The sequence below is a fragment of the Neptunomonas sp. genome, assembly GCF_041601355.1.
In the GTDB taxonomy this organism is placed as follows: Bacteria; Pseudomonadota; Gammaproteobacteria; order Pseudomonadales; family Balneatricaceae; genus Neptunomonas.
Window position 1 is genome coordinate 1 of the sequence record NZ_JBFIIH010000048.1, and the last position, 26535, is coordinate 26535.

28 protein-coding genes are annotated in these 26535 nt (G+C 45.8%); 8 read left to right on the top strand and 20 right to left on the bottom strand.

The genetic code is table 11. The annotated features are described in order from the left end of the window. Positions 1 to 2497: XrtA/PEP-CTERM system TPR-repeat protein PrsT (prsT, locus tag ABY436_RS09475; protein WP_372738730.1), on the top strand; the 2497-nt coding region annotated here is incomplete at its 5' end. 163 nt (positions 2498 to 2660) lie between these two features. Further along, the gene (gene xdp1 / locus ABY436_RS09480; RefSeq protein ID WP_372738731.1) at positions 2661 to 3473 is read left to right on the top strand and encodes an exosortase-dependent surface protein XDP1; all 813 of its coding nucleotides are present in this window, start codon (positions 2661 to 2663) and stop codon (positions 3471 to 3473) included. Positions 3474 to 3546: 73 nt separating this feature from the next. Here the strand turns inward: xdp1 and ABY436_RS09485 are convergent, their stop codons facing one another. Next, entirely contained in the window at positions 3547 to 4380 is an 834-nt protein-coding gene (locus ABY436_RS09485) for an enoyl-CoA hydratase-related protein (RefSeq protein ID WP_372738732.1), read from the bottom strand. Between the two features lie 169 nt (positions 4381 to 4549). Here ABY436_RS09485 and ABY436_RS09490 point away from each other — a divergent pair, with 169 nt between their 5' ends. Then, entirely contained in the window at positions 4550 to 5023 is a 474-nt protein-coding gene (locus tag ABY436_RS09490; protein WP_372738733.1) for a hypothetical protein, read from the top strand. 95 nt (positions 5024 to 5118) lie between these two features. Here ABY436_RS09490 and ABY436_RS09495 read toward each other — a convergent pair whose 3' ends face one another. Next, complete coding sequence (locus ABY436_RS09495) at positions 5119 to 5682, bottom strand: hypothetical protein (RefSeq protein ID WP_372738734.1); 564 nt, start codon at positions 5680 to 5682, stop codon at positions 5119 to 5121. 226 nt (positions 5683 to 5908) lie between these two features. After that, the gene (locus ABY436_RS09500; RefSeq protein WP_372738735.1) at positions 5909 to 7507 is read right to left on the bottom strand and encodes an isocitrate lyase; all 1599 of its coding nucleotides are present in this window, start codon (positions 7505 to 7507) and stop codon (positions 5909 to 5911) included. Between the two features lie 173 nt (positions 7508 to 7680). Between ABY436_RS09500 and ABY436_RS09505 the strand changes: the two genes are divergently transcribed. Continuing rightward, complete coding sequence (locus ABY436_RS09505; RefSeq protein WP_372738736.1) at positions 7681 to 8640, top strand: LysR family transcriptional regulator; 960 nt, start codon at positions 7681 to 7683, stop codon at positions 8638 to 8640. A 126-nt stretch (positions 8641 to 8766) separates the two neighbouring features. On the opposite strand, the gene ABY436_RS09510 is transcribed toward ABY436_RS09505, so the two are convergent. The 5 genes from ABY436_RS09510 to ABY436_RS09530 all read right to left on the bottom strand — a co-directional run bounded on the left by ABY436_RS09510 (position 8767) and on the right by ABY436_RS09530 (position 12753). Next, a complete protein-coding gene (locus tag ABY436_RS09510; protein WP_372738737.1) occupies positions 8767 to 9633 on the bottom strand; it encodes a helix-hairpin-helix domain-containing protein in 867 nt (288 codons plus the stop codon). A gap of 78 nt (positions 9634 to 9711) precedes the next feature. Further along, positions 9712 to 10875 carry a JmjC domain-containing protein gene (locus tag ABY436_RS09515; protein WP_372738738.1) on the bottom strand — a complete coding sequence of 388 codons (1164 nt, stop codon included), beginning with the start codon at positions 10873 to 10875 and terminating at the stop codon, positions 9712 to 9714. Continuing rightward, positions 10872 to 11123 (bottom strand): hypothetical protein, encoded by a 252-nt coding sequence (locus ABY436_RS09520; RefSeq protein WP_372738739.1) that lies wholly within the window; start codon positions 11121 to 11123, stop codon positions 10872 to 10874. Before ABY436_RS09520 ends, ABY436_RS09515 begins: the two co-directional genes overlap by 4 nt. Before the next feature lie 4 nt (positions 11124 to 11127). Beyond that, positions 11128 to 11865 (bottom strand): tRNA (cytosine(32)/uridine(32)-2'-O)-methyltransferase TrmJ, encoded by a 738-nt coding sequence (gene trmJ / locus ABY436_RS09525; RefSeq protein ID WP_372738740.1) that lies wholly within the window; start codon positions 11863 to 11865, stop codon positions 11128 to 11130. Positions 11866 to 11916: 51 nt separating this feature from the next. Next, complete coding sequence (locus tag ABY436_RS09530; RefSeq protein ID WP_372738741.1) at positions 11917 to 12753, bottom strand: alpha/beta fold hydrolase; 837 nt, start codon at positions 12751 to 12753, stop codon at positions 11917 to 11919. 134 nt (positions 12754 to 12887) lie between these two features. Between ABY436_RS09530 and ABY436_RS09535 the strand changes: the two genes are divergently transcribed. Together ABY436_RS09535 and ABY436_RS09540 are read left to right on the top strand one after the other, a co-directional pair. Continuing rightward, positions 12888 to 13196: a DUF6172 family protein gene (locus ABY436_RS09535; RefSeq protein ID WP_372738742.1), complete on the top strand. Its 309-nt coding sequence runs from the start codon at positions 12888 to 12890 to the stop codon at positions 13194 to 13196. Positions 13197 to 13257: 61 nt separating this feature from the next. Beyond that, on the top strand, positions 13258 to 13590 hold the full coding sequence (locus tag ABY436_RS09540) for a YnfA family protein (protein WP_372738743.1): 333 nt from the start codon (positions 13258 to 13260) through the stop codon (positions 13588 to 13590). 93 nt (positions 13591 to 13683) lie between these two features. On the opposite strand, the gene ABY436_RS09545 is transcribed toward ABY436_RS09540, so the two are convergent. Beyond that, positions 13684 to 14475, bottom strand: coding sequence for a 2OG-Fe(II) oxygenase (locus tag ABY436_RS09545; RefSeq protein ID WP_372738744.1), 792 nt, complete (start codon positions 14473 to 14475; stop codon positions 13684 to 13686). A gap of 216 nt (positions 14476 to 14691) precedes the next feature. On the opposite strand from ABY436_RS09545, the gene ABY436_RS09550 reads away from it, so the two are divergent. Next, the gene (locus ABY436_RS09550; RefSeq protein ID WP_372738745.1) at positions 14692 to 15222 is read left to right on the top strand and encodes a hypothetical protein; all 531 of its coding nucleotides are present in this window, start codon (positions 14692 to 14694) and stop codon (positions 15220 to 15222) included. Positions 15223 to 15353: 131 nt separating this feature from the next. Here the strand turns inward: ABY436_RS09550 and purB are convergent, their stop codons facing one another. The 4 genes from purB to ABY436_RS09570 form a co-directional block, all read right to left on the bottom strand. Further along, a complete protein-coding gene (gene purB / locus ABY436_RS09555) occupies positions 15354 to 16718 on the bottom strand; it encodes an adenylosuccinate lyase (RefSeq protein WP_372738746.1) in 1365 nt (454 codons plus the stop codon). A 92-nt stretch (positions 16719 to 16810) separates the two neighbouring features. Continuing rightward, positions 16811 to 17476 carry a high frequency lysogenization protein HflD gene (gene hflD / locus ABY436_RS09560; RefSeq protein WP_372738747.1) on the bottom strand — a complete coding sequence of 222 codons (666 nt, stop codon included), beginning with the start codon at positions 17474 to 17476 and terminating at the stop codon, positions 16811 to 16813. A gap of 6 nt (positions 17477 to 17482) precedes the next feature. Then, positions 17483 to 18601 (bottom strand): tRNA 2-thiouridine(34) synthase MnmA, encoded by a 1119-nt coding sequence (gene mnmA / locus ABY436_RS09565; RefSeq protein WP_372738748.1) that lies wholly within the window; start codon positions 18599 to 18601, stop codon positions 17483 to 17485. A gap of 38 nt (positions 18602 to 18639) precedes the next feature. Next, the gene (locus ABY436_RS09570; protein WP_372738749.1) at positions 18640 to 19083 is read right to left on the bottom strand and encodes an NUDIX hydrolase; all 444 of its coding nucleotides are present in this window, start codon (positions 19081 to 19083) and stop codon (positions 18640 to 18642) included. Positions 19084 to 19165: 82 nt separating this feature from the next. Between ABY436_RS09570 and moaE the strand changes: the two genes are divergently transcribed. Beyond that, on the top strand, positions 19166 to 19660 hold the full coding sequence (moaE, locus tag ABY436_RS09575) for a molybdopterin synthase catalytic subunit MoaE (protein WP_372738750.1): 495 nt from the start codon (positions 19166 to 19168) through the stop codon (positions 19658 to 19660). A 98-nt stretch (positions 19661 to 19758) separates the two neighbouring features. Here moaE and ABY436_RS09580 read toward each other — a convergent pair whose 3' ends face one another. The 7 genes from ABY436_RS09580 to proW form a co-directional block, all read right to left on the bottom strand. Further along, a complete protein-coding gene (locus tag ABY436_RS09580) occupies positions 19759 to 20748 on the bottom strand; it encodes an isopenicillin N synthase family dioxygenase (RefSeq protein WP_372738751.1) in 990 nt (329 codons plus the stop codon). Between the two features lie 89 nt (positions 20749 to 20837). Further along, positions 20838 to 20963, bottom strand: coding sequence for a helix-turn-helix domain-containing protein (locus tag ABY436_RS09585; protein ID WP_372738757.1), 126 nt, complete (start codon positions 20961 to 20963; stop codon positions 20838 to 20840). Next, complete coding sequence (locus tag ABY436_RS09590) at positions 20960 to 21292, bottom strand: hypothetical protein (RefSeq protein ID WP_372738752.1); 333 nt, start codon at positions 21290 to 21292, stop codon at positions 20960 to 20962. Before ABY436_RS09590 ends, ABY436_RS09585 begins: the two co-directional genes overlap by 4 nt. A gap of 404 nt (positions 21293 to 21696) precedes the next feature. Next, on the bottom strand, positions 21697 to 22743 hold the full coding sequence (locus ABY436_RS09595) for a GlxA family transcriptional regulator (protein ID WP_372738753.1): 1047 nt from the start codon (positions 22741 to 22743) through the stop codon (positions 21697 to 21699). 110 nt (positions 22744 to 22853) lie between these two features. Next, a complete protein-coding gene (locus ABY436_RS09600) occupies positions 22854 to 24188 on the bottom strand; it encodes an MmgE/PrpD family protein (RefSeq protein WP_372738754.1) in 1335 nt (444 codons plus the stop codon). A 101-nt stretch (positions 24189 to 24289) separates the two neighbouring features. Next, entirely contained in the window at positions 24290 to 25315 is a 1026-nt protein-coding gene (proX, locus tag ABY436_RS09605; RefSeq protein ID WP_372738755.1) for a glycine betaine/L-proline ABC transporter substrate-binding protein ProX, read from the bottom strand. Between the two features lie 82 nt (positions 25316 to 25397). Next, positions 25398 to 26333 carry a glycine betaine/L-proline ABC transporter permease ProW gene (proW, locus tag ABY436_RS09610; protein ID WP_372738756.1) on the bottom strand — a complete coding sequence of 312 codons (936 nt, stop codon included), beginning with the start codon at positions 26331 to 26333 and terminating at the stop codon, positions 25398 to 25400. Between the last annotated feature and the right edge of the window lie 202 nt (positions 26334 to 26535).

Consider the following 26535-nt stretch of genomic DNA (forward strand, 5'->3'; position numbering starts at 1 on the left):
GGCCAAGTCCTATCTGCAGTTAGGTAATTATCAAAGGATCATCTCAGATTTACAGGTAGACGGCTTGTCGCAGCCTGTCCAAGTAGATCTTTTAGGTTATCGGGCTGAAGCCTACACACTTTTAGATCAGCTACCCGATGCGCGCTTTTCTATAGATTTGGCATTGGATAAGGATGCGCGTGCTTTATTGCCGCGTCTGGCGAATGTTATCTTGCTAATCAGAGAAGGTGCGTTGGTTGAGGCGCTGGAGAACGCTGAGGTGGTGATCACCGATTGGCCTGAGGATGCGCGCTCATGGAATAGTCATGCTTCAGTGATGCATGCGCAGGGTGATTTGGCGTCGGCTATACAGAGTTATCAAAAAGCCTTAACGATCCAGCCCAGCCATGTGGACGCCAGGGTCGCAAAAGTAGGGGCTTTAATTGATCTTGCACGTTTGGACGAAGCTGCTGACGATCTGGTTTTTTTAAAAAAAGAATATCCTTATGAGCCGCGTGCCGCTTATTTTCGAGGGTTGCTGTTATCAAAGGCGGGTGATGAGGAAGGCGCACGTTTAGAATATGTTAAATGCACAGAGGTGATTGCTGTGCTATCTAAAGACAAAGTCGCTTCCGATCCTCAATTGCTGATGTCAGCGGCATTGGCGCATTATGCTTTAAATCAGCTGGAATCTGTGCGTAATTACCTTCAGTTGTATCTGAACAAAGTGCCGTCCGATGTTGGTGCCCATAAGTTGCTGGCGGATGTTCTGCTTAAGCAGGGCAATCCGGAGAATGCAATAAAGGTATTGAATACTGCTCGCTCGCTTCTTCAGTCTGATGCAGATCTTCTGACCATGTTGGCGGCGGCATATAGCCAGACAGGAAGACACGATAGAGCCACCCGTTTACTGGAGGAAGCGGTGCGTGCCGGGGGGAGTCTTTTTACAAAAACGCAACTTGCCAAAAGTTTGCTCAGATCCGGGGATGTTGAGCAAGGAATGCAGGCTTTAGAAAAAATTCATGCTCAGGAGCCAACACTGCAAACGGGCTTCCTTTTAACCGTTTCATATTTAAAGCAAAAGGCTTTTGAAAAGGCTGAAGGTACAGCGCATCAGTTAGTAGACCTTGATCCAGACAATGTTACTTATCGCAATCTCTTGGGTATCGCACTTTTCTCACAAGGAAAAATGAAAAGCTCTCGCGAGCAATTTAATCTTATTTTGAAACAAGCCCCGAGCTTCTCAGCAGCACAGATAAATCTTGTAAAAATAGATATAGCGGAACAAAAGCTACCTCAGGCACGCACTCAAATGGAGTTGTTGCTGGTTCAGTATCCCGAAAACACCAGTGTGATGTTGGAGATGTCTCGGCTCGAACTGGCATCTGAAAAACAGGATGAGGCATTGAGATGGGCTGAAAAAGCGTTCGCATTAGATAGCCGCTCACTAGAAGTGGTGCTTTATCTGACCGACCTTTATGTGAAATTGGAGAAGCTTGATCTTGCAGAAAGTGTGGCTAGAACCGGCGTGCAGAATCACGCAGATAACTTAGCCGTTCTTTCTGTATTGGGGCAAATACAGATATTAAAAAATGAGCCTAAAGCGGCCCAGGTTACCTTCAAACAAATGGTGAAAATGGCAGGCTTTGATGCCGGATCACTCTACAAAATCGCTAACTTACAGCTGCGTATTGACGAAGTTGCGGATGCTCGCTATTCCTTATCAAAGGTGTTGCAGGCTGAGCCTGATTATTTTCCAGCCGAAGTCTTAGAAGTTGAGTTGAGTATCAAGCTTGGGATACTTGACGGTGCAGAAAAAGCATCCAGGAAGTTACAAGTAGACTATCCCGGTAATCCCGTAGGTTTTCAATTACTAGGTGATGTTTATATGGCACGCCAACTTTATAAACAGGCAGATGAGCAATACCTGCTTGGGCTTTCGATCAGGCCTGCTAGTGGTTTGATTAGCAGTCGTTATAAGGCGCTACAAGCACAGAACAAACCAGCTGAATCCGGCCGTGTTTTAGAAGATTGGTTGTCGGTTCATCCTGATGATTTAAAAATTAAGTTGGCCTATTCTGAGTATTTGATTATCACTCAAGACTATAAGCAAGCGGCTATTCTACTAGTGCAGCTGTTAAACCGCTTTCCTGAAGATCCGTTGTTACTTAATAATATGGCTCATGTCTTGTATAAACTGAAGCGCCCTGAGGCTTTAGAATATGCAAAAGGTGCGTACGCTAAGGCCGCTCATATTCCCCAGATTGCAGATACTTTAGGGTGGTTATTAGTAGAATCGGGTAATGCAGAAGGCGGTTTGAAATATCTCAGAGAAGCGAATTCCCGTGACTCAAACTCCCCTGAAATCCTTTATCATTTGGCCGTTGCGCTTAACGCTATTGGTAGGAAGAAAGAAGCAATAATCTATCTTGAGCGAGCGTTAAGAGCGGCTGAGATCTTTGAAGAAAGAGATAAGGCTGTTGCTTTAAAAGCTAGCTTATTGAAAGATACAAATTAAATATCTTGTTTTAATTTTTTGTATAAACGTGCGTTTTAAATTAATAAGTATCTGATTTTAAAGTAATTAATTTTTTTATGTAAAATCATCCTTGTTTTAATTGATTGTTGCTACTAGTATTCTTTTTATTAAGAATATCAATATTAAATGCATGGATGGCCTTATGAAAAATATTAACTTAAAGATTGGATTATGCGCTTTACTGGCGGTAACCAGCCTGGCTGCCAATGCGTCTGTTAGTTGGAATTTTAAAACATCATCTAATGGTGATTACCGCGTATCGTCGTCTACAGCGGGTACCTATCAATTTACAGCCAATGATTCAGCAACAGTCACTAGATTGTCTGCCTGGGCTGCACCGGTATCAGGATCAGGTCCAATTAATAATGTTACTGGCCTGTTGGCGCACAATCAGTTTGGGTTAGTTATTGATCAGGATGGTTATGGTGCTGATGGAAGCGGATACGGAAATTCAGGTAGCGATAATCATGCAATAGACAATGGTGGCAATTATGAAATGGTTATGTTTGATTTTGGCGCTAAAGAGTTTTCGTTAGAGGCGTTTGATATCGGATGGTATAGCAATGATTCTGATGTGACTGTCATGGCGTACCAGGCAACTCCAACCTCTCCGTCAGCTGAGAGTATTGGTGGAGTGAGTTTGGCGGGCTTACCTGCAAACGGCTGGAGTGTAATAAGCCATCATTCAAATCCAGGAACAGGTAATGAATCAGTTAACAGTAATCTGAATTCAGTGTACTCCAGTTATTGGATCATTGGGGCTTATATGTCAGCTGTTGGGTCAGGAGGGCAATCTATAGGTGATAATAGCTGGGATGCTATAAAATTAGCCGCTATTTCGGGTAGTACGCGGTCAACACCCCCCACTGGTGATGTGCCTGAACCTGGTACTTTACTGTTAACCGCGTTAGGTTTGGTTTTTATAGCACGTAAGAAATTCGTCGTTAAAAGTTAGAAACTAAAAGCCAGACGTTAGAAATAGAGTAAAAAACCGGAGCACTTCACTTGCGCCGGTTTTTTATGCAATGTTATTTGCCCTGGTATTTTCCCGGTCGTTTCTCGACAAAAGCGCTAACGGCTTCCAGATGATCATCGGTGTTGTGGCACATACCTTGAAAAACAGCACATAGATCCAGAAAATCTGCCAGTTCCTGGCGTTGTGCCGCTTTCATCAGGCGCTTAGTCAGGCGAGTGGCTTGTGGCGGCTTTGCAGCAATTTGCTTAGCCAGCTTCATGGCGGCAGGCATGAGTTCATCAGGACTGACGACGTCTAACAGTAAGCCCATTGATTTAGCCTCGTCTGCTTTAACCAGGCGTCCTGTAAAAGTCATATCAGCCGCTTTTTGATAGCCGATGAGCCGTTGCAGGAACCAGGCACCACCATCACCCGGAATAATGCCGAGATTGACAAAAGTTTCGCCCAATAATGCGTTGCTCGATCCTATGCGCATGTCGCACATGCAGGTCAGGTCAAAGCCAGCCCCAATGGCCGGGCCATTCACTGCAGCGATAACGGGGACTTCGCAGTTATAAACAGCCAAAGGTATTTTTTGGATTCCGTTGCGGTATTTATTTTGTACTTCGTAGACATCGCCGCTAAAAGCACCGTTGCTATACTCACCATCACGCTCAAGCATCTCTTTTATATTACCGCCCGCTGAAAATGCGCTGCCAGCCCCGGTAATGACGAGCACAGAAACGCCATCGTTTTGATTAACCCATTGAATGGCTTTTAGTATGTCATCAATCAAATGTGTACCGGTTAAGGCGTTACGCACATCGTCACGATTCAATGTCAGAAGAGCAATACGATTATCCAGTTGTAAGTTCGCATCCTGCAGTTTGGGTATTTGAATGGGCATTTTAAGTCCTCTGTGAATCGCCACTGTTTTTTCTTAAAGAATACTTGATGTTTAACTATTTATTAAGGGATTTCCTTTATAATTTGCATAGGCCTTAAAACAGTTGTTTGATTGTTTACTGTGGCTATTTACAACATACTTACGATTATAAAAAGCTTGGACGTTAGTTATGAACGATACCATGAAGGGTATTTCTATATTGTTGTTAACCGCTGTCGCTATTTCTTGGGTGTTAAATCAGGATAATGAGGGATTTGATATGGCATTTCTGACAAATGATAGTGCAGAACGTTCTGCTGCCTTACAGATTCAGCAGTCGATATTGGCGGGTGCCGACCCTACACAGAATCAGGAGCCGACGGCTGCAGGGGTGTCTGATCTTAACTGTTATCGTGGTCGGGTATCTGTATATGATGAGCAGATGTCACTAGAGAAGCAGGAATATATTAGCGTGGCCAATCAAACAAGCATTTTTTTGCGTGTGGCTGGGCAGAAAATAATTCTGGAAATACCAATTAACGATAAAACAAAAGCTCGCAGAGTGATGAGTGTTCCGGTTGAGATTGCAGTAGAGCTGGCTGATATGCAGAAGTTGGAAGAGGGGTGCGCTCGTAAAGATTTAATTATCAGTGTGCTCAAATAAAAAAGGACGCCGCAACGTCCTCTGTAACCTTATCAAATAGTTTAGTTAAATGATCTGGCTGAATTTACGATGAAATCATCATACTATAAATACAATTAGTCAGTCATTATATCCAGGCAAGAAGCATCTACATCCGCATTAAAATAAGCCATGCCCAGTTTAGTTAAGTACTCCATACGGTCGGCTTTCATCAAATCTATGTCAGGAGCATCAAACCCATTCGCCTGATAAACACCGGCCAGATAAGCCATAAAGTTTTCACCTTCTTTTACTAGCAGTAAGCTCGCTGCGCCTACATCCGGTTTTACCTGGTTATTCAATCCTTTTGGGAGTTTTACTGTAAATACGACGGGCTGCTCATCACCCTCAACCCGGACACTGCGGTCTCTAACCGTTTGCTCCGCCCAGTAATAAGCTAATTCTTTACTCTGCGTCAAAAAAACCGGCTCAATCGATTCAGTATAGTTGTTTCCGATAGTTGCCATGGTTTTTTTGGCGGCCTCCTTCAGCTCTTTGTCACCGGAGCGTTTCAAGCCCTGCTTTTTGATCGATTCGACCAGTGCCGATGAAGTACCGTGATACCAGGTATCACTCGTAGTAAACCCTTGTTCGGTTAACAAATCTTTAGCATCTTTAAGAAAAGCAGGTGTATTAGTCATATTAGAAATCACTTAATCAGTTTGCAGTAGAAAGCAGGTTAGAATTCTAACGTAAAAAGCCATTCGATTCTTTCGTGGGGTAGTTTCTGATTATCTTTACGAAAGGATCCTACTCATTAAAAAGGCGACACCTTATTAAACAGGGGTCGCCTTTATGTCCAAGAATGGAGAGTACCCTGGTTAATCAGGGTACTTATGCATGGTGCTCTATTTAAGCTAATTCAGCTTAGCTGAATTGGTTAGATGTGTTTTTCGCACCACCAGCTTTCAGAGCATTCTCACCAGCAAAGTATTCTTTGTGGTCGTCGCCCATATCTGAACCAGACATGTTCTGGTGCTTAACACATGCGATACCCTGACGGATTTCTTGACGCTGTACGCCTTTTACATAGCCCAGCATACCGGCTTCACCGAAGTACTCTTTCGCCAGGTTGTCTGTAGACAGGGCTGCAGTGTGGTAAGTCGGCAGTGTGATCAAGTGGTGGAAAATGTTTGCTTCACGAGCAGAATCGGCCTGGAAGGTGCGGATCTTATCGTCAGCCAGAGCAGACAATTCAGACTCATCATATTCAACAGACATTAGGTTAGCACGGTCGTAAGCAGAAACATCTTTGCCTTCTTCGACCATGATGTCGTATGCCTGCTGACGGAAGTTCAGAGTCCAGTTGAACGATGGGCTGTTGTTGTAAACCAGCTTCGCATCAGGAATCTCTTTACGCACTTCATTCATCATGTTGGCGATGTCTTGAACGTTTGGCGTTGCTGTTTCGATCCACAGCAGGTCAGCACCCGCTTTAATAGCTTCGATGCTATCAAATACGCAACGTTGTTCACCTGTACCCTGACGGAACTGATATAGACCAGAAGGAAGACGCTTAGGACGAACCAGCTTGCCATTACGGTTGAAGCATACATCCCCTTCAGCCATATCAGCTACGTCAATTTCTTCAACGTCCAGGAATGAGTTGTACTGGTCGCCTTGATCGCCTGGCTCTTTAACCACTGCGATTTCCTTAGTCAGGCCAGCACCTTCAGAGTCAGTACGTGCAACGATAACGCCGTTGTCGACACCCAGTTCCAGGAAAGCATAACGCAGAGCGCGCAGTTTAGAGTGGAAGTCTGCATGAGGTACGGTTACCTTACCGTCCTGGTGACCACATTGCTTTTCATCTGCAACCTGGTTTTCGATCTGCAGGCAACATGCGCCGGCTTCGATCATTTGCTTAGCCATGATGTAAGTTGCTTCAGCGTTACCGAAACCAGCATCGATGTCAGCAATAATTGGCACAACGTGAGTCACGTGATTGTCGATTTTATCTTGTACAGCAGCTTCAGCAGCAGTATCGCCAGCTTCACGGGCAGCGTCCAGTTCACGGAACAGGCCGCCCAGTTCACGAGCATCCGCTTGACGCAGGAAGGTGTACAACTCTTCTACCAGGCTGGCAACAGTAGTTTTCTCGTGCATAGACTGGTCAGGCAGAGGGCCGAAGTCAGAACGCAGAGCAGCAACCATCCAGCCAGACAGGTACAAGTAACGGCGATCAGTTTGGCCGTTGAAATGCTTCTTAATAGAAATCATTTTCTGCTGACCAATGAAACCGTGCCAGCAACCCAGAGACTGAGTGTACTTGGTTTTGTCAGCGTCGAATGCCGCCATGTCAGCGCGCATTATGTCAGCAGTGTATTTAGCGATGTCTAAACCCGTTTTGAATTTATTCTGAGCACGCATGCGAGCAACATATTCAGGGTTGATAGTGTTCCAAGAAGAGCCGTTCGCTTCACAAAGCGTAGCAACTGCATCGATATCTTTTGTGTAATTTGACATGGTTAGTCCTGCCTGATTATTGAAGGGAGTCAAAACTGCCTTGGTTAACTTTGAGATCATTCTATGGAAAGTTTTGGTATAATTGAAATCAATGTCACTTATGTCTGCCATTCATATTATGAATGTTATGAATTTAAGCTCTGATATTATAAAAAAAATATTGGGTAGTCGCTATGAACCTGGATCACATAGACCTTAATTTATTGATTTATCTTGATGTATTGCTGCGTGAGCGTAACGTTACTCGCTCAGCTAGCTTGCTGGGCATTACTCAGCCAGCGATGAGTAATAGCCTTAAGCGATTACGAGAAGCATTTAATGATCCGATACTGGTAAGAACCAGTGATGGAATGATGCCCACAGAACGGGCGATGCAGATGCAATCGTCGGTCAGGCAGATTCTTGCCAGTATTGAGCAGGTAATAGAACCTACAACTGAATTTGATACAGCATCTACCGACCGTGTCTTTCGTATCATGACAAGCGATTATGGTGAGTCAACTCTGATGCCTTACGTGCTTGAAAGATTGGCGCAAGAAGCGCCTGGTGTTGTTTTGGATATACTCAACCCCAGTGATATGAGTTTTCTGGAAGTGGAGCAGGGGCAGGTAGATCTGGTCATTAACCGTTTCGATAGTATGCCGCAGTCGTTTCATCAGGTAACGTTATGGCGTGACTCTTTTTCTTGTTTATTCAGTGTTCAAAACCCGGTTGCACAAGACTTTACTCTTGATAGCTATCTTGATGCGAACCATGTCTGGGTGAGCAAAACAGGTATGGGAGCAGGTATGGGGATCACACCTAAAGATACGAATCGGCTGGGGTGGGTAGATGAAGCACTACTGCGTATTGGCCATAAGCGACATATCTCTGTGTTTACTCGTCATTATCAATCAGCTGCTTTGCTGGCAGAACAGAAAGGGCTTGTCGTCACTATTCCGACGCGCGCTGCTTTAGCTCAGAAAAATAATCCGCGAGTGGTGATTCAGCCGCCACCTTTTGATATTCCTGGTTTCGAATTCAAAATGGCATGGAGTCCATTACTTCAGCACAATAGAGCGCATCAATGGATGCGGCGTCTTATCATTGACATTGCTCAATCAGCGCCAGTTTCATTAATCGGTGATAGGTGATAGGTGATAGGTGATAGGTGATAGGTGATAGGTGATAGGTGATAGGTGATAGGTGATAGGTGATAGGTGGGGAGATTGAATTGCTCAAATAACCCCACAGTTTTCCGGGTAGCTGAACTACTACCTCTAAAGCGACAGGAAGCTACGCATTTTTTGTAAAAGTTTAGGGCCCATTCCTTTCACCTGAAGAGTCTCATCGAGGGTCTTGAAAGGCCTGTCTGCCACGATATTCTGCGCCAGTTGTTTGGACATTCCTTTAATCACTTCAAGTTGGCTGGCCGTTGCATTATTGATAGAAACTTTAGCGTCGGAAACAGTGTTGCTGTCTGACTTCTTAATAGGCGCTTTCTTGCCCGCAGCTTTCTGAGTAACTACTTTATTAGTAGCTGCTTTGTGAGTAACTACTTTATCACTCGCTGCTTTCTTAACAGCCTGCTGAGGTTCGCTGATAGGCTGAGTAGGTGTGTCTTTTTTATTCTGCTGATTTATATCCAGGCTGTTTATATCTGAGGCAGTTTTGTTTCCGCTGAAATTAACCGTAATGACGTTGTCTGTTTCACTGCGACTTACCTGAGGCTTTTCATTGACGATATAAGGCAGGTTGAAATTAACATAGTCGCGCGTTACATATTGATAACCGTCCCACTCACGCAGCATCAGTGTAAAGTACCAAGTGCCGCTGCTGGGTGCCTTGAATGGCAGGTTATAGCGCTGATTCTGAATAAAATGCAGGTCTGATAGCTCACCGATGCTAGTTGCTGACAGCGCATGGCCCCGGAAGCCGTTGCCGTTATAGGGTTGCTCAAGTGCCCATAGCTCGAGCGCTAACGTACCACTTATACTATTAGTATCACGAAAATTATTAATATGGCTGATATTAATTACTACCTGATCGTGCAGTATTTCATATCCACATCCGCCGGATAAGTTGAGATCAGAAGGGATAGATGCACTTGGCGTCAGTTGGTTTGTTGAGTTCGCGGTTACGTTCACGTGAAGTGAGTCCTTGTTGATAAAAACGGAAACTAAAAGAAGTTTAGAATATGCGGTTAAATGGCGATGGAGAAGAGATCACTCTTCACCGTAAAGTGCTTCCATGTTGTAGAGTTCTGTCAGCACTTCCTGCGCTTCTCTCGTTGATATGTCTTCGGCACTAATGGCGGGTAAGTCGCATAAGGCCCGAACAAAATCGGTCGATTCTGCAGATATCTCACACGCTTCACCGTTGACGAAAAGTACGACCGAGCCGTCTTTCTTTTCGCGGTAGGCGAAACGGCTGCCTTCAGATCTATAGAGTTGTCCGCCGTCCTGAAGATAGTCTGTTAGCTCTTCGGCAGAGTATTGCTCGTCTTCATCCGTCGATGCAGCTTGATCAGGATATTTGTGCTCGGTCATGTACTGACCAAACCAGTTTTCCAGCAGATCAGGCTCATTAAGATAATCAGTCATGATCGAGCGGACTTTCTCAATATCTGTTTGGCGAATCAGGCCGGGACTCTGTTGGAGTGTCAGGTCCGGGTCGCTGTAGCGGGTTTCGCTTTTTAATTGCTCGCCAACAAAGTCTGTAAATTGTCTTAAAATGTCAGCATGGGATGGCGCGCGAAAACCGACGGAATACGTCATGCAGTCATCAGATTCGGCTGTACCGTTGTGACCGACACGTGGTGGGATATAAAGCATATCGCCCGGGTTGAGAATGAAAGTCTCTTCTGCTTTCCATTCTGGCAAAATCATCACCGGCGTATCATCACGCCGTGGTGAGTCCTCACCGAATATGCCGCCAATCTCCCAGCGACGTTGGCCACTGGCCTGAATCAGGAATACGTCGTAATTATCATAATGTGGGCCTACACCACCGCCTTTAGTCGCGAAGCTGACCATAAGGTCATCAATTCGCCAGCTGGGAATGAAACGGAACTGCTCCAGAAGGGCGTTAGCTTCAGGTACCCAGTGGTCAACCGCTTGAACCAGTAGTGTCCAATGAGACCCGGGAAGGCTGGTAAAGCGCTTATCCTCAAATGGGCCATTTTCCAGAGCCCATTGTTCCCCTTCAGCATCCTGAATAACCAGACGTGATTCAACGTCTTCTTCGCAAGCCAGGCCTGCAAGTTCGTCGGCACTGACCGGTGGCTCAAAATCAGGAAAAGCATTACGGATCAGCAGAGGTTTTTTCTGCCAATAATCCCGCAGAAAAGTTTCTGCGGACATCTCGCCTAAAGGAAAGCTTGGAATCATCTTTTTAGTAACTCAACCAGTTCAATAGCGGCATCTTCAAGTTCATCCATGATTTTACGCTTATCTTTGGCGGCCACGGCAGCAATACGATTATTGCCGAGCACTTTAGCACATTTCTGAATTTTCAGCGCGCAAGCCTGAATGCCGCCCAGATTGTTTTCATAAGCGCTCATTTCTGCGGCAACGGCTTCTATACCTGCTTGCAGGCGGCGTGCATCTTCTTGAAGGCTTTTCAGATCTGTGTGCATCTATCTAATCCTTTTTATGAGTTGTTGATAAATTTTCAATCGTTTCCTGAACAGATGTCAGAATTCCGCGTAACATACCAAGCTCAGCTTTTTCGGGACGAGTCCGGTTAAAGTAGCGCTTTAATTTTGTCATGGCGCGTCCTTCATGCTGAGGAATAATAAAGCTGGTTGCTCTGATCACTGTTTCAAGATGCGTATAAAAGAGTTCCATCTCCTTTTGGCGAGGATACTCAGATTCTGCTCTCTCTTTAACCGGGCTCTGTGCGGCCATCCATACTTCGTAACACATCAACTGGATAGCCTGAGCGACATTTAGCACCGGATATTCAGGGTTTGCCGGAATGTACACATGGAAGTTACACAACTGCAGTTCTTCGTTCAATAAGCCCATAGTTTCACGCCCGAACACCAAGGCGATTTCGCCTTGTGGCGCTTCGGATATGATTTTCTCAGCGCAACGTCTGGCATCAAGAATCGGCAGATCAAAGGTACGGTTGCGAGCACTGGTACCAATCACTAATTGGCAGTCGGCGATGGCTTCTTTTAATGTGCCTACGACCGTGGCGTTATCTAACACATCTTTTGCACCGGCAGCACGGGATTCAGCTTCTTCACTGGGATATTCACGAGGATCAACCAGCCAAAGCTGCGAGAGCCCCATGTTTTTCATCGCACGAGCAGCCGCGCCAATGTTACCCGGGTGGAATGTGTTGATCAGTACAATTCGAACATTGCTAAGCATAAAAAGCAGACCATGAAAATTTGCTCGCTATTATAGAGGAGAGAGACGCTGTCACAAAGCCTCAATGAAGCGATTCAGATCATAAATAAATCGTTCTTTATGCCAAAGATGCGGTGAGTGGTCAGAGCCGGGGTAGACATGCAGTTCAGAATCCGCAATGTTATCAGCTACCCACCTTTGTACATCCTTGCTGTAAAACTGGCTTTCATCACCATATATAAGAAGCGCCGGGCAACTGATGTGCGGTAATACATCGCGATAATCTTGTTGTGTAATGCTGACCCAGCACTGTGTTAATAGATGGCCTGGCAGTTTGCGTAAATGCTCGCGCATCTGCTGAAAGCCGCGTGAGTTGTTATCGTAATTTTCTCGTGAGCGGCGGTTATTGCCGAAGGCAATCAGTTCTAAGACACCTTCTGCGAAGTCTGTTGTAAATCTTTGTATTAGATGATTATTTTTAAATGTATCCAGGTTGCCGTAGACACCATTTTTCCATTGGTCGTCAGTTATCAGCTTAGGTGATTGATCAACAATACATAAGCCGGATAAGCGCGTTTGGCCGTGCCGACGAATATACTCCCACGCGGTAAGAGCCCCCATTGAGTGTCCAATAAGTACGGCATTAGTCACATTTAGCTTACTGAGCAGCTCTTCCAGATCATCAGCCATGCGTGGCAGTGTCATTTGGGTAGTGTCTGCATGTTTGTGATCTCCATGCCCGCGCGCATCCCAACAGACAACCTGATGATTTTCAGCTAGTTCAGAGGCAAAAGGTAACCACTCGCGCACGCTGGCAGTCCAGCCATGCAGGAAGACCAAGCTTGTCCCACCTGAACCTAAAGATATGTAATGAATATCAACATTATCAGATGTTCTCAGTGTTTCCATAACACAATGTCCCGTAAAAAATGAAGAGTAAGGCTACGGGGGAATGATGTTATTTGCTATTGGAATAAAGTAAAATACTGGCTTGTCTCAGGCTGTATAGTTCAACCCGAGTTCAGCCAGCAATTAGGATAAACATGAAAAAAACATTTGTACTGTCTCACCCAAAAATCAAATATGCCCGTTTAATTGATGCCGCTAAAAGTGATGCTAAAAAATATGTAAAAAGAGAGCGGAACAAGCACTTGCCGAAGGATGCTGATTATTGGGATTTTGATTGCAAATTTGGCCATACAGAGAACGAAGCTAAGGTTATTCATTTGTCAGATATCAATAAATGTATCGATGAAGTTGAACAACTACAGTTAGAATCATTTTATCTGGAAATATTGGCTAAGCCGGCTACGCGCGAGTTTGTGCCAAGGGACGATGAAGACGAATTTTAATTTATCTTTAGGCGGCTGTCGGATTTTTCCGCAGAGTTAGAGTTAATGGTAGCGAAGCAAAGTGCTTGAATTAAAAACCCTATTTCTCTTTCTGATAACGGCCGTTGCAGAAATTTTAGGCTGTTATCTGCCCTATCTGTGGTTAAAAGAAGAAAAAAGCGTTTGGTTGCTGTTACCTGCAGTGACTAGTCTTGCACTCTTTGCTTGGCTATTGTCGTTACATCCAGCGGCGGCGGGGCGTGTGTACGCTGCTTACGGTGGCGTTTATATCTTTGTTGCTATTATATGGCTGTGGCTGGTTGATGGTATTAGACCCACAACATGGGATGTTGTGGGTTCTATTGTGGCTTTAGTCGGCATGGCGATTATTATGTTTGCTCCACGTCATGTTTAAGCTCATCAACTAAATTCATTAGTTAAACCCATAACTTAACCTCATAACTTAAACCCCCAAGCTAAGCTCTGTAGCTAGACTCTATAGCTGAACTCAAATGGCTTTTGCTGATCGCCCATAAAAAGTTTCCTGGGCAAACTCGGATAACGCGATGCCTGGTTGCGAGTTGTAAGCCAGCACAACCAGCATGCGTGTTGTATCGCCTTTCACGGGTGTCACGCGATGTAGTGAGTCCCTGCCGCGAAATAGCACCAATGCACCGGGCTCCATGCTCAGTGCGGTTCCTTTAACACGCCCTTGTAATATTGATTCAACCAGCGGGTAATTCATGTCTCCCTGACTTGAGTTCCTGGCATCTTTTACATACTCGAAAACTCCGCCAGCCTCAGGTTTTTGCACCAGTAAGGTGATGGCAAATGAGGAGTTATCAAAATGCCAGCCAAGCTCTTCACCTGCGCGAGCGTAATGTAAATTTATGGAAGAGAGTGGGTCTGCATATTCGTACAAAGACTCTTCGTCTAATACATGGCAAAGAAACTGGCGGAAGTCTTGAGCATCGTAAACAGCGCGCAAGGGCGAGTCTTGCGCTATTTGGTCGTCAGTAATGCAGCCTTTGCTCGACCCCACTTGAAAATTCTGCGGGTGTTGTGCCGGGTAGTTACTATCAGCGGGGGTTAGGTAGGCGCTATGCGACTGTTGGCAAAAGTAAGCGAGGTGCTGGTTTGCTTCACCTTCTTGTTTGATCTGTTGAATGGCACTTGGCTGTATAAAGTTATCCAGCACCAATACACCTTGCTGATCAAGCGTGTTTTTACAGCGTGCCCGAAAACCACTATCGTTGAGATTGTAGTACTCATTATTAACTATTTCTTTCAGATCTCTCATGGAAATATCCTTTGAAAATATCTACTCAAATCAGCGTTGACCTTGATAAGCATCATGCCTTTATTCTATGAAAGCGTCACTGTGCTTGAGGTAGTGGGTCAGAGCCGCGTGCGATGACGCTGAAAACTTTTGAGTTTGTTTTGAGTTTTCATTGTATTTTATCAGGAAGAGGCCGCAGTTATACTGAAAAATGGACAATAAAAAAAAGGATTATTTATGCGTATTTTAGCTATGATTCTCGCTATCACAACAGGGTTAGTTGCTACCCCTGCGATAAGTGATGAATCCAAAACTGACAAAATAGAGCGTGCTTCCTCAGCAGCGCCATCAGATTTAAGTAGTAAAGCAACCATTGTTGATGTAGATGGTTCGGTTCTCAAGCAAGGAGAGTCTGATTGGAGTTGCATGCCTGGTATTCCGGTGATTCCCGGAGATATGCACCCTATGTGTAACGATGCCGTTTGGGGTGAATTTATGAAAGCCGCTGCAACGGGTGCCCCCTTCAAAACAGACCGTATTGGTATCTCTTATATGCTTCAGGGCGATGCGATGGTGAGTAATTCAAACCCGGCAGCAACAGATCCTGAAAATGGAGATGTATGGGTTCAGGAGGGCCCGCATATTATGGTGGTTGTACCACAGGCGTTGTTGAAAGGTCTTTCAGATGACCCGCATAACGGTGGACCTTATGTCATGTGGAAAGATACCCCTTATGCTCATATCATGGTTCCTGTGGTCAATAAGTAGTAGCGACTGAATGATGACTGTTGTGGGTTGATGGGTAAGAGTGCGAAAGGATAAGGAAATAAAAAAACGGGGCCATGAATTAACGTAGCCCCGTTTTCTGATCTGTCACTTTACTGCGCGAGGCAGAAGCTTTAGATTTTTTTAGCTTGTGCTACCGCATTACCAATATAGTTGTGCGGTGTTAGTTGCTTGAGTGCAACTTTGACCTCTTCCGGCAATTCGAGCGTGTCGATAAATGCCTGAATAGTCCCTTTGTTCATCGTCTGGCCGCGTGTCAGCGCTTTGAGTTTTTCGTACGGTTCTTCAATCGCGTAGCGACGCATAACCGTCTGAATTGGCTCAGCCAATACTTCCCAGGCATTTTCAAGATCCAGATCCAAACGGGCTGCGTTTAGCTCTAACTTGCTGATACCTTTCAGCGTAGACTGATAAGCAATCATGCTGTAACCAAAACCAACGCCCATGTTACGCAGAACAGTAGAGTCCGTCAGGTCGCGCTGCCAGCGGGAGATCGGCAGTTTAGCGGCGAGATGCTGCATGATAGCGTTAGCAATACCCAGGTTACCTTCCGAGTTCTCGAAATCAATAGGGTTAACCTTGTGTGGCATAGTGGAAGAACCGACTTCGCCCGCAATAGTACGCTGTTTGAAGTAGCCCTGAGATACATAACCCCAGATATCGCGATCAAAATCGATCAGGATAGTATTGAAACGACAAACCGCATCAAATAGCTCGGCAATGTAATCATGCGGCTCAATTTGAGTGGTGTACGGGTTCCAGCTCAGGCCAAGGGTATTGATCATGGTCTGTGCGTTGGCTTCCCAGTCGATATCCGGGTATGCCGACAAGTGAGCGTTGTAGTTGCCGACAGCGCCATTAATTTTGCCCAGGAACTCGATCTGGTTCAACTGCTTAAGCTGACGTTGCAAACGATGTGCAACGTTAGCCATCTCTTTACCTACGGTAGTAGGAGAGGCCGTCTGACCATGTGTGCGGGATAGCATAGGCTGCTCGGCAAAATCACGGCCCATCTGAGCAATCTGGTCAGCGGTTTGCTGCATCAATGGCAGAACAACGTTCAGCCCGTCTTTCAGCATTAATGCGTGAGACAGGTTGTTGATGTCTTCTGAGGTACAGGCAAAATGTACGAATTCGTTGACAGCTGCCAGTTCGGCATTGTCTTTGAATTTTTCTTTGATCAGGTATTCAACCGCTTTAACGTCGTGGTTGGTCGTGCGCTCGATCTCTTTAACACGCTCGGCGTCAGCTTCGCTAAAGTCATCAATAATGCTGTTAAGCAGTGCATTTGCTGACTCACTCAGTGCAGGAACTTCAGGAATCTGAGGATGAGCAGCCAGTTGTTGTAACCAACGGATCTCAACCAGAACACGGTTACGGATAAGTCCAAATTCACTGAAGATAGGGCGCAGGTCAGCTGTTTTGCTGCCATAACGGCCATCTACCGGAGATACGGCAGTGAGGGCAGAAAGCTCCATGTATCGTCTCGCTGTAGCTAAAGGGTTAAAAATGAGGCGCGATTATAGCGGATAAATCTAAAAAAATCTGCAGTCACGCCATGTGTGCTTTTTCAAGCCATGATTTTTCGCAACGAAGGGCGCAGGCGTGAACGGAAAAACAACAAATGCCAGCGCTTTCCTCCCACTTGTCGCCATAACATAGCGGCGCGAATACCGGCGAGTAACAAAGCGCGGATACGCGCTGCGTTTTCTGCATTTTGTAAGTGACGCGGATCGCCACCTACCTGAATCCGAAAACTGAAAGAGCTAATCGTATCCTGATAGAGGCTGGCAACATTAGCGATAACGTTGGAATGCGTGAAGGATGATGGGTTATCTAACGCGTTTTCATCTTCGGGATTAAAATAGCGCGCCTTCTCTTTAATCTCGTCAATGCGTTTACCCATGGTATTAAGCATCTCTTGATTTTTAGAGAGTTTTTGTTCCAACATGATCATGCTGAGCACATAGTTAGTGACGTTATTGCCCTTGGCATCTTTTTTCTTCTCAACCACATCATTAAGCGCTTTTAAGCCCGTGCTGAGGTTGAACGGCAAATCGTGTACACCCCCAAAAATATCTTCAGTGATTTTAGGGTTGGTAACAAACAGGCTGTAAATACTGGTTTCCAAACTGTTTTGCGCCACCATGCCGCGGTTAGCTATCTGATCAACAAGAGAAGCTGCCTGAAACATCGCCGCTAACGCGATGGTTTGTTCGTCATGTGCTCTGGACATTATTCGTTACGCCTCTTTCTTTCCTGTTGATTCTATAGGGCCACCACCTAAACAAAGGTCGTTTTGATAAAATACGACAGATTGTCCGGGTGTGACAGCACGTTGTGCTGTGTCGAAATACACGATATAGGTACCGTCAGCGGTTTTATCAAGTGTGCAATCCTGATCAGCCTGGCGATAACGTACTTTAGCTTTGCATCGATAGGGTGTTTCGGGGGCTGAGCCATTGATCCAGAAGAGATCATTGCTGGTTAACCAATCACTAAACAGCAAATCATTTTGTTGCCCCTGAACTGCTATTAATACATTGCGATGCAGATCTTTACCCGCAACAAACCAAGGCTCTTCCGGGTAGTTTTTCAAGCCACCTATATGCAGCCCTTGGCGCTGGCCAATGGTGTAGTACATTAATCCTGCATGCTCACCGATGACATCTCCGCTATCGGTTTCTATCTTGCCGGGTTGCGCCGGCAGGTATTGCTGCAAAAAATCTTTAAAGCGGCGCTCACCGATAAAGCAGATGCCAGTGCTATCTTTCTTATTGTGCGTAATCAGATCATGTTCTTCTGCTATTTTACGTACGGCGGGTTTTTCCAGTTCACCGACAGGAAAGAGGGTTTTCTTAATCTCTTCTTCACCGACTTGATGTAAAAAATAACTCTGATCTTTATTGTTATCCAAACCTTTTAACAGGCTGGTATGGCCGTCACGGTCACCACGGCGCACGTAATGGCCGGTGGCGATATAGTCAGCACCCAGTTCGATGGCGTATTCCAGAAAGGCTTTAAATTTGATCTCGCGGTTACATAAAATATCCGGATTCGGTGTGCGACCAGCCTTGTACTCAGCGAGAAAGTATTCAAACACATTATCCCAGTACTCGGCTGCAAAATTGGCCTTATGCAAAGGAATGTTGAGCTTATCGCACACCGCTTGCGCATCAGCGAGATCGTCCATCGCTGTGCAGTATTCAGAGCCGTCATCCTCTTCCCAGTTTTTCATGAAAAGGCCTTCTACCTGGTAACCCTGTTGGATCAACAGCACGGCAGAAACGGAAGAGTCTACGCCGCCGGACATGCCGACGATTACTTTTTGTGGTGATGACTGTGAGGTTGTTTTACTCATTACTTACTCTACATATAAAACACAAATCGAAATACAGATTACAACTGACGGACGAAATTTAAAGGAAAACGTCGATTATCCAGATAATCATCGATGCAGGCCAGCACCATCGGGCTGCGCAGTGATTCTTTTTGCGCGATCAGCTCATCCCGGGTTAGCCAATGTGTCGCAATGATATCACTGTCCAGCGCATAGTTGACATCATGCGAGACCACTTCGGCGATATAACAGAGGCGGTGATAGGTCACGCCATTGCTTTTGCCTTCAATCGTATACAGGCCCAATAAAGCGGTTAAACGCACATGCCGGCCGGTTTCTTCGAGTGTTTCGCGAATAGCCGCTGTTTCAAAGCACTCGCCTTGTTCAACATGGCCTGCGGGTTGATTAAACACACGCAAGCCGTCTGAATGCTCCTCGACCATCAGAAAACGACCCTCTTTGTGAATAATCGTGGCAACCGTTGCATGAGGTGTCCAGCTCATTTTGCTCTCCCGAAGCGGCTTTATTAAGGCGCACACCATAGCATTAATGGTATGATTTTTCTCATGATAACGAGGTGTTGTGATGTCTGAATCTGTAGTTAAAAGTTTAAAAGTGGAAAGCTTAAAAGTGAAAAGTTTAATAAAAGTACAAACAGAAGATTTTTCCATAGGCGAGCTCTACGATTGGTTAAAATCAAAAGATGCCAGCAGTGGTGCGGTAGTGACCTTTACCGGCATCGTTCGCGAACATGTAGAAACCCGGATGCAACAGATGTTTCTGGAGCATTACCCCGGTATGACAGAGCGCGCATTAGAGAAAATTGTCGAACAAGCCCGCGAGCGCTGGCAGTTAGGCAATATAGTCGTGATCCATCGGGTAGGGCGTTTATCACTCAACGATAATATTGTGTTTGTCGGGGTCGCCAGCGGCCATCGCGTCAATGCTTTTGAAGCAGCGCAGTTCATCATGGATTACCTGAAGAAAGACGCACCCTTCTGGAAAAAAGAGATTAATGCAGAATCCGAAGCCTGGGTGGAGCAAAAATCTTCGGATCTGGATGCGGCAAAGAAGTGGTAATTGAGTGCTAATAAAGAAGCTAAATACGCTGGGATAGGGAATGAACAACATCACTATTGATGCTGCTCACTTCAGCTAGGAGTGGATCAGTTCATGAGTTAGCTGGTCAGGTGCGCATAGCTATCGACGAACCGCTCATATTTATGCTGACCACATGTATAGGGCTCATATTTCGCAGGGTTCTCATCATTGTGACATGTTGGAACCACGCTGACTTCGGCATTAAAATCAAGATCGATAAAGAATGGCACTGAGTAACGTTCTTTGCCACTGGTATTTATTACGCGATGGGCGGTTGAAATGTAACGGTCGTTGGTAAATGTCTGTACCAGGTCTCCGATATTAACGATAAAAGTATCTTCCACCGGTGGCGCGCTGACCCATTCGCCGTTCCTGTTTTGGACTTGCAGACCGCCGACCGAGTCCTGAGAGAGGATGGTCAGAAAACCATAGTCTGTGTGGGCACCGATACCAATCTCTTCCAGTGTGACTTTACCTTTTTGAGGCGGATAGTGCAGCAGGCGCTGAATAGTGATTGGTTTTTTCTGTAACTTTTCAAAATAATCTGCGGGCAGTTTCAAGCTTAAAGCGATAGCGCGGATCAACCTACGGGATAAGGTCATCATGGCATCATGATATTGCTCGAAAGTTTCTTTAAATGATGCTGGTTGCTCTGGAATCAGGTTGGGGCCGAAAAATGGTGAAATGCTTGTTTCATTGAGGCCAAAGTCGAAACATTCTTTAAAATCACGGGTGTTTTCCGGATCGACATTATCTGCATACATCGGAATATAACCACGCAGTGTCTGGCCGGAATTTATAATATTAAGTTGTTGTTTCTGTTCCAATGGTAGATTGAAAAAAGCTTGGGCCTGAGCATAAGCGTCCTTGATCAGTTGCTTATCGACACCGTGATTTTTGATACAGAGTAATCCAATATTTTCACAAACATAGCCGATTTCATCAGCTACCTTCATTGGATTACTACCATCGATTAAAGCCGCAATATCAATAATGGGGATTTCACTGAATGAGGTTGATTTACTTTCAAGACGAGAATCAAGCTGATTAGCGGAAGCTGTAGACATGGTGTAATACCTTCGAACTGTTGTTTTTATATGTGTCCAGTATCACTGAAGGAGTCATGGGGCTTATATATCAAAAACGAAAAACAGTATTACTGAAACGATGAATTGGAGTGACGAAGTTCGGAGGGGCGCACGCTGTACTGTTCTCGAAAACATTTACTGAAATGGCTTTGAGAACCAAAACCTGTTGCCTGAGCAATTTTGGCAATACTCAGGTGGGTTTCTCAATCATTTTCCTGGCATGTTGAAGACGCAGACTAAGATAGTAACGCCCCGGGGTGGTTTGTATCTCTTGGCTGGTACGTATCCGTTCCTGAAGGAACTGCTGGGAAACATGATGTGCGAAGTCTCGGCCATGATCCTGGCCGATGAGGTAAAGTAGCATATCCAGTGTGGCGGTGCCGCCCGCACTGGTTAATAGATTATCCGTGATAGTGTACAGGTTCTCTTGTAGAGTAATATTAGGATATAGCTCGGCAAAGGTAGTGCAACACTGATGTACAAGGGTGCAGCTTTTGTCTTTTAATAGACCGGCCCTAGCCATAATAAAACTGCCACAGCTTAATGCTGCAATCCGGCCTTTGCGACGGGATCTGTTGCGTAACAGCGTAAAAGTTGTGGGTTATTGTAATCAGCAACGTTGCGGTAACCGCAGATAAACAGCAGATCACTCTGAAGGCAGGAATCCAGGCTGCCGTTCGTTTGTGTCGGCACATTATTAGAGCTTTTTATGGCGCTGCCGGTAGCGATTTATTCAGCCTGACAAATTGTATATTTGTAGATCACAGACCCATAAAGCAGATTTGCCACACTCAGTGCTTCGATCGCAAGTGCAAAGGAAGTTAGGGCAAAGCCGGGTAGCAGGATTCTCTACTGTGTGGGGTATTGGTGCCTGAGTCATATAGGTTTATATAACTCTTTATATTTAATGAATTCAGTTTAATGGATTTAGTTATTGAATTGTTGCCGAAAAATATTGGGAGAAGCGCCAAGATACCTTTTAAAACAGTGACTGAAATGGCTGGTACTGAGAAAGCCGCAGGCCACTGAAATGTTAATAATGGAATCATTGCTGTGTTGCAGTAATTGCTTAGCATAGCTCAATCGCAATTCAAGATAATAGCGACACGGTGTGATATTTAAATAAGTCTGAAACATGCGTTCTATCTGACGCCGGGACATCGAGACAAAAGCTGCCAGTTCATCCAGTTGAAGGGGTTCTTCCAGATTTGAACGCATGAGTGCTAATACGTGACGCAGTGCTTCTGGAAATGCCGGGTTGTCGTTTGGCTGAGACAGCATGAGTTCACCATTGTCGGCGACCCGGTCACAACTGAGAATATCTCTAATACTTTGCACAAGTTTGCTGCCCTGTGCCTGTTCAATGAGTTCCAGCATCATTTGCAGAGTACTGGCAGGGGTAGCACAGGTTATACGTTTATCTTCACAAACCAATGCATTTGCCGACAGCCTTACCCGGCTAAAGTACTCCTGCATAAATGCGTGATTATCCGGATGAGTCGCACAGCCGATGCCATTAAGAAGACCTGCGTGCGCCAGGTGGACGGCACCGTTCCAGATGCCGCCCAGTATTAGGTCTTGTTTGTCAGCAGCTCTGAGGATACCTGAAAGCTTTGGGTTTTCATTGAGTGATGACCTGAAACCACCACAGATAATTAAAATATCCAGAGCATCTTTACCCTTCATGGGGATCTGATCCAGTGTAAGGTTAGCGGATACCTCAATGCCGAGATCACTGACCACAGGCGTAGTGTTTTTACTGATGGTCAGGTGTGAATACAGCTCATTTGAGTTGACAAGGTTGGCAGTAACTAACGCATCGATCGCCGCGGCAAGCGACAGCATAGAGAAGTGATCATTCAGAATGAAACCCACTTTACGTGGTTTGTTTGAACGCTCGTCTTTTGGAGCAGTGGCAAATTTATAATCGGCTATGAAAGAACCTAAAGGATAATGGTGTTGAGCGACATTCATTTTTCACCTCTGTCCCACTGCAGTGGGCAATTAGCAAGCCTGTTGATTTAATCTTTGTAGGTCACGCTGCCGGAGTTACTGCTGGCAGTGTGACTTTCTAACACCCGAAGTCAGGCATTCATCAACTGATTGAACAGTAAGCTGCAGTCGTCAGCCTGCTCCAGGTTGTCGACAGCGCTGATAATATCCAAAATGCGTTGTTCATCTAAACTAACGGACGCTAGTAAACGGAATTTAGCTCTGAATTCAGCCTGGGTCATCGCCGTTGCAGGGTCTCCTTTTGCTTGTGTAACCGGGCTGGATAGGCGGGTACCGTCTTTTAGCTGGATCATGACCCGTGACAAAATTTCCCGTGGGAAGCGGATTGATAGGTCTTCTGCTTCAACAATCTCAATCAGTCGACTGATCTGAAGGATATCTTCTGCTTGAATTGCGTCACCGGTGACTTCATTCGGGCCAACCTGACCGCGGCTGATCAATGCGGCCAACGGGAATGCGAGGCCATACTGAGCCTCATCGGCATTAGTAGGAAAGTGCCCCTGCAGGCGCATCGATTCGTGAAAGGTTTCTACCTGTATAGATTCAACATTGGTTGCGGTTATCTGCGGGTATTGCTCCATCATTGCTGTGGCGGCAGTCAGCGCGGGTTGTGCCCAGCGGCATACCGGCCATGGTTTAAAATACTGGGCATCAATCTCCCAGCGAGAACCGAGATCGTCCCAACAATGGCTGATCTTATGTGCGGTGACTGTTTCAGCGGGTGCTCCGGTAATGCCTGCCTGTGCCATCAATAGTGCATTTACACCGGCATAGGCACCTGCACCATGGGCATCGCGTAACATGGAAGGAAAGTCGACCAGACGCATCATCGGGCAGCGGGGGCCAAAGTATTCGGCGATACCCAGCGCGTGCAGGAATTGCTCTTCACTCATACCCAGCAATCGGGCCCCGCCACACACGACGCCTAAACCTGAAAAAGCACCAGAGGCGTGGTATTCTGCTGCTGTATCCATTAATGCAACACCCGCCCGAAGGCCAGTCTCATAGGCAATGGTAACAGCACTCAGGAGCTCTTCGCCGCTAATCTCACGTCCCTGATCACGGCAAGCGTCAGCAAGTGCCAGCAGGGCAGGAACAACAGTAGCACCGGCATGGCCTTTGGATGTGAAATGCCCTTCGTGGGCATCCAGACTGTCGGCACTGAAACCTCCGGCCCACGCGGCTCCCATGGGGTTAACTTCACGGCCATCAAACAATAATCGGCAACTCAGATGAGATGCTGCGTAATGGTCGGCGGCATAGTTACGGATATTTTCAGTGGTCTGGTTGTTTTTTGCGCCAGCAACGACACCAATAATGTCTAACAGAGAAGTACTGATCAGGTAGCGGGTATGTTGTGGCACTTCACTGAAGTGCAAATTTTGCACAAAGTTATATAGAGACATCGTGAATTCCGATATTCCAGAAGAAAAAACACAGAAAAAAAAGGCACCTTAAGGTGCCTTTTACTTAATTACTGCATTACTTAAGTACAGGCCAGATAGGGTTATTTAGCGGCGCGAGCTTCAGCCAGCCAACTGTCAAACTTGTCCTGATGAGCCGCAATCCATTCCTGAGCATGGCGTTTGATGTCGGCTATCGATTTTTCACCGTTTTGCATTTTCAGGTTCTGCGCACTTTCATCACCGGCAGTGATCTGAACCAGAGACAGGAACTTAGTCGCAGCAGGATTCTCTTCAGAAAATTCTTTGTTCAGAACTGATTGAATCTCATCGACAGCGAAGCCCAGGTTTTTACCATTAATGCTGGTGTTTACGTCGTTGTTACCGTCCGGTAGATCTGTGTAGGGCACTTCCAACCAGACAACATCTTTATCTTCAACCAGTACACCAGCGATCCACTGCGGCACCCAGGTGAAGTAAAGAATTGGCTGTCCTTCTTTGTAACGGGTAATAGTATCGGCCATCAGTGCGAAGTATGAGCCACGGTTATGACTGACGGTGTCTTCCAGACCATAAGCTTTTAAATGATGATCGATAATCAGTTCACATCCCCAGCCAGGGTCACAGCCAGTCATATCGGCCTTGCCGTTGTTATTAGCATCAAACAGTTTGGCGATCTCAGGTTTTTTCAGATCGGTTAACTGGGTGATGTTGTATTTATCAGCGGTTTTCTTGTCGATCAGATAACCCTGCAGTACGCCGGGGATAACGTTACCCGCTTTAACCATAGTATCGTCGCCGCCCGCTTTCTGGTAGAAAGTTTTATGCAGCTCTTTCCAGGGATGAACACTAAAATCAGCATCACCGTAAGAGAGCGCCAGCATCATTGCGGCGTAGGTTGTTTCTTTTGGTGTTTCAACTTCGTAGCCTAATGCTTCAAGGCCTGCGATAGCGACTTCACCTCGAAAACGCTCCTCTGCTATGTTGGGGAAAATTGGGGTGACTTCGACTCCTTTGCCTGGCATGGTTTCAGCAGAAGCCGTACCCGTCATGGTTAGGGCTGCAATAGATACCGCCGCAGTCAATTTTAAAACTGGTTTGGAAAGTTCTTTTAAGCGTGATGTGATCATCGCTAATTCCTCATTGTGCTTATTATTAGTGAGTGTTTATAGTGCTTACTTTTGCTTTAGTTAGTCGTTTTGCTTATTTGTCTTATTTGGCTTGCAGGCCACGATAGCTTCGTACCAGAACTCCCACAGGCCCCGTTTCGTACCAATGCAGGGTATTACTTACATTGGCACGTTCACCCATGGACTGAGTCAGACGATCAAGGAAGATCGCCAACAGAACCAAACCAACACCACCCACCGTTGCCAGCCCCATGTCCAGGCGGCCGATCCCTCGTAATACCATTTGCCCCAGACCTCCAACGGCGATCATGGATGCGATTACGACCATCGATAGTGACAGCATGAGTGTCTGGTTTACACCGGCCATAATAGTCGGGGTAGCCAGAGGTAATTGAACTTTCAATAGCATCTGTCGCGGTGTGCAGCCAAAAGCACGCGCCGCTTCTATTTTGTCTTCTGGTACCTGACGGATACCCAGGTTTGTTAGTCGTACCAGTGGTGGCAGGGCGAAAATAATGGTGACCAGAACGCCTGGGACGTTACCGATACCAAACAACATGACGACCGGTACCAGGTAAACAAATGCAGGGAGTGTCTGCATAGCATCTAGCACGGGGCGAACAATGCGTTCGACACGATCATTGCGAGCGGAAATAATACCCAGAGGGATACCAAATACGACACAGAAAAACAGGGCGGTCAACACGAGTGACAAGGTTGTCATCGATTCAGACCAGACTCCGATCAGACCGAGGAACGTCAAGGTAATAAAGCAGAATACCGCCATCTTTCTGCCTCCTATCTGCCAACCCAGCAGCGATGACAGAATGATACCGATGGAAGGTGGAATTGATTGGAGAATGATTTCTGACAGGTCTAATACCTGATCAATTGGCCAGCGGATGGCACGGAAGAAACCACGAAAATTTTGCACCAGATAATTGAGTACGGATTCTACCCATTCACCTAATGGAATATGCAGGTATTGAAATGGATCTAACAGGCTAAATTCAGACATTATAATTTACCTTACTCTTGTTATTCTTAAATTCAGCTATGACTTAGCGTCTGTAGCATCCGGTCTTTGGAGATTACACCGCAAAAAGTGCCATTGCGTTCTATGACAGGAAGCGGGTACTCAGAATTAGCGACTTTTTTTACCACATCGTTAATCATTTCGTCGTTGTAAACGCAGTGGTGCTGATCGAACTGTTGTTTCA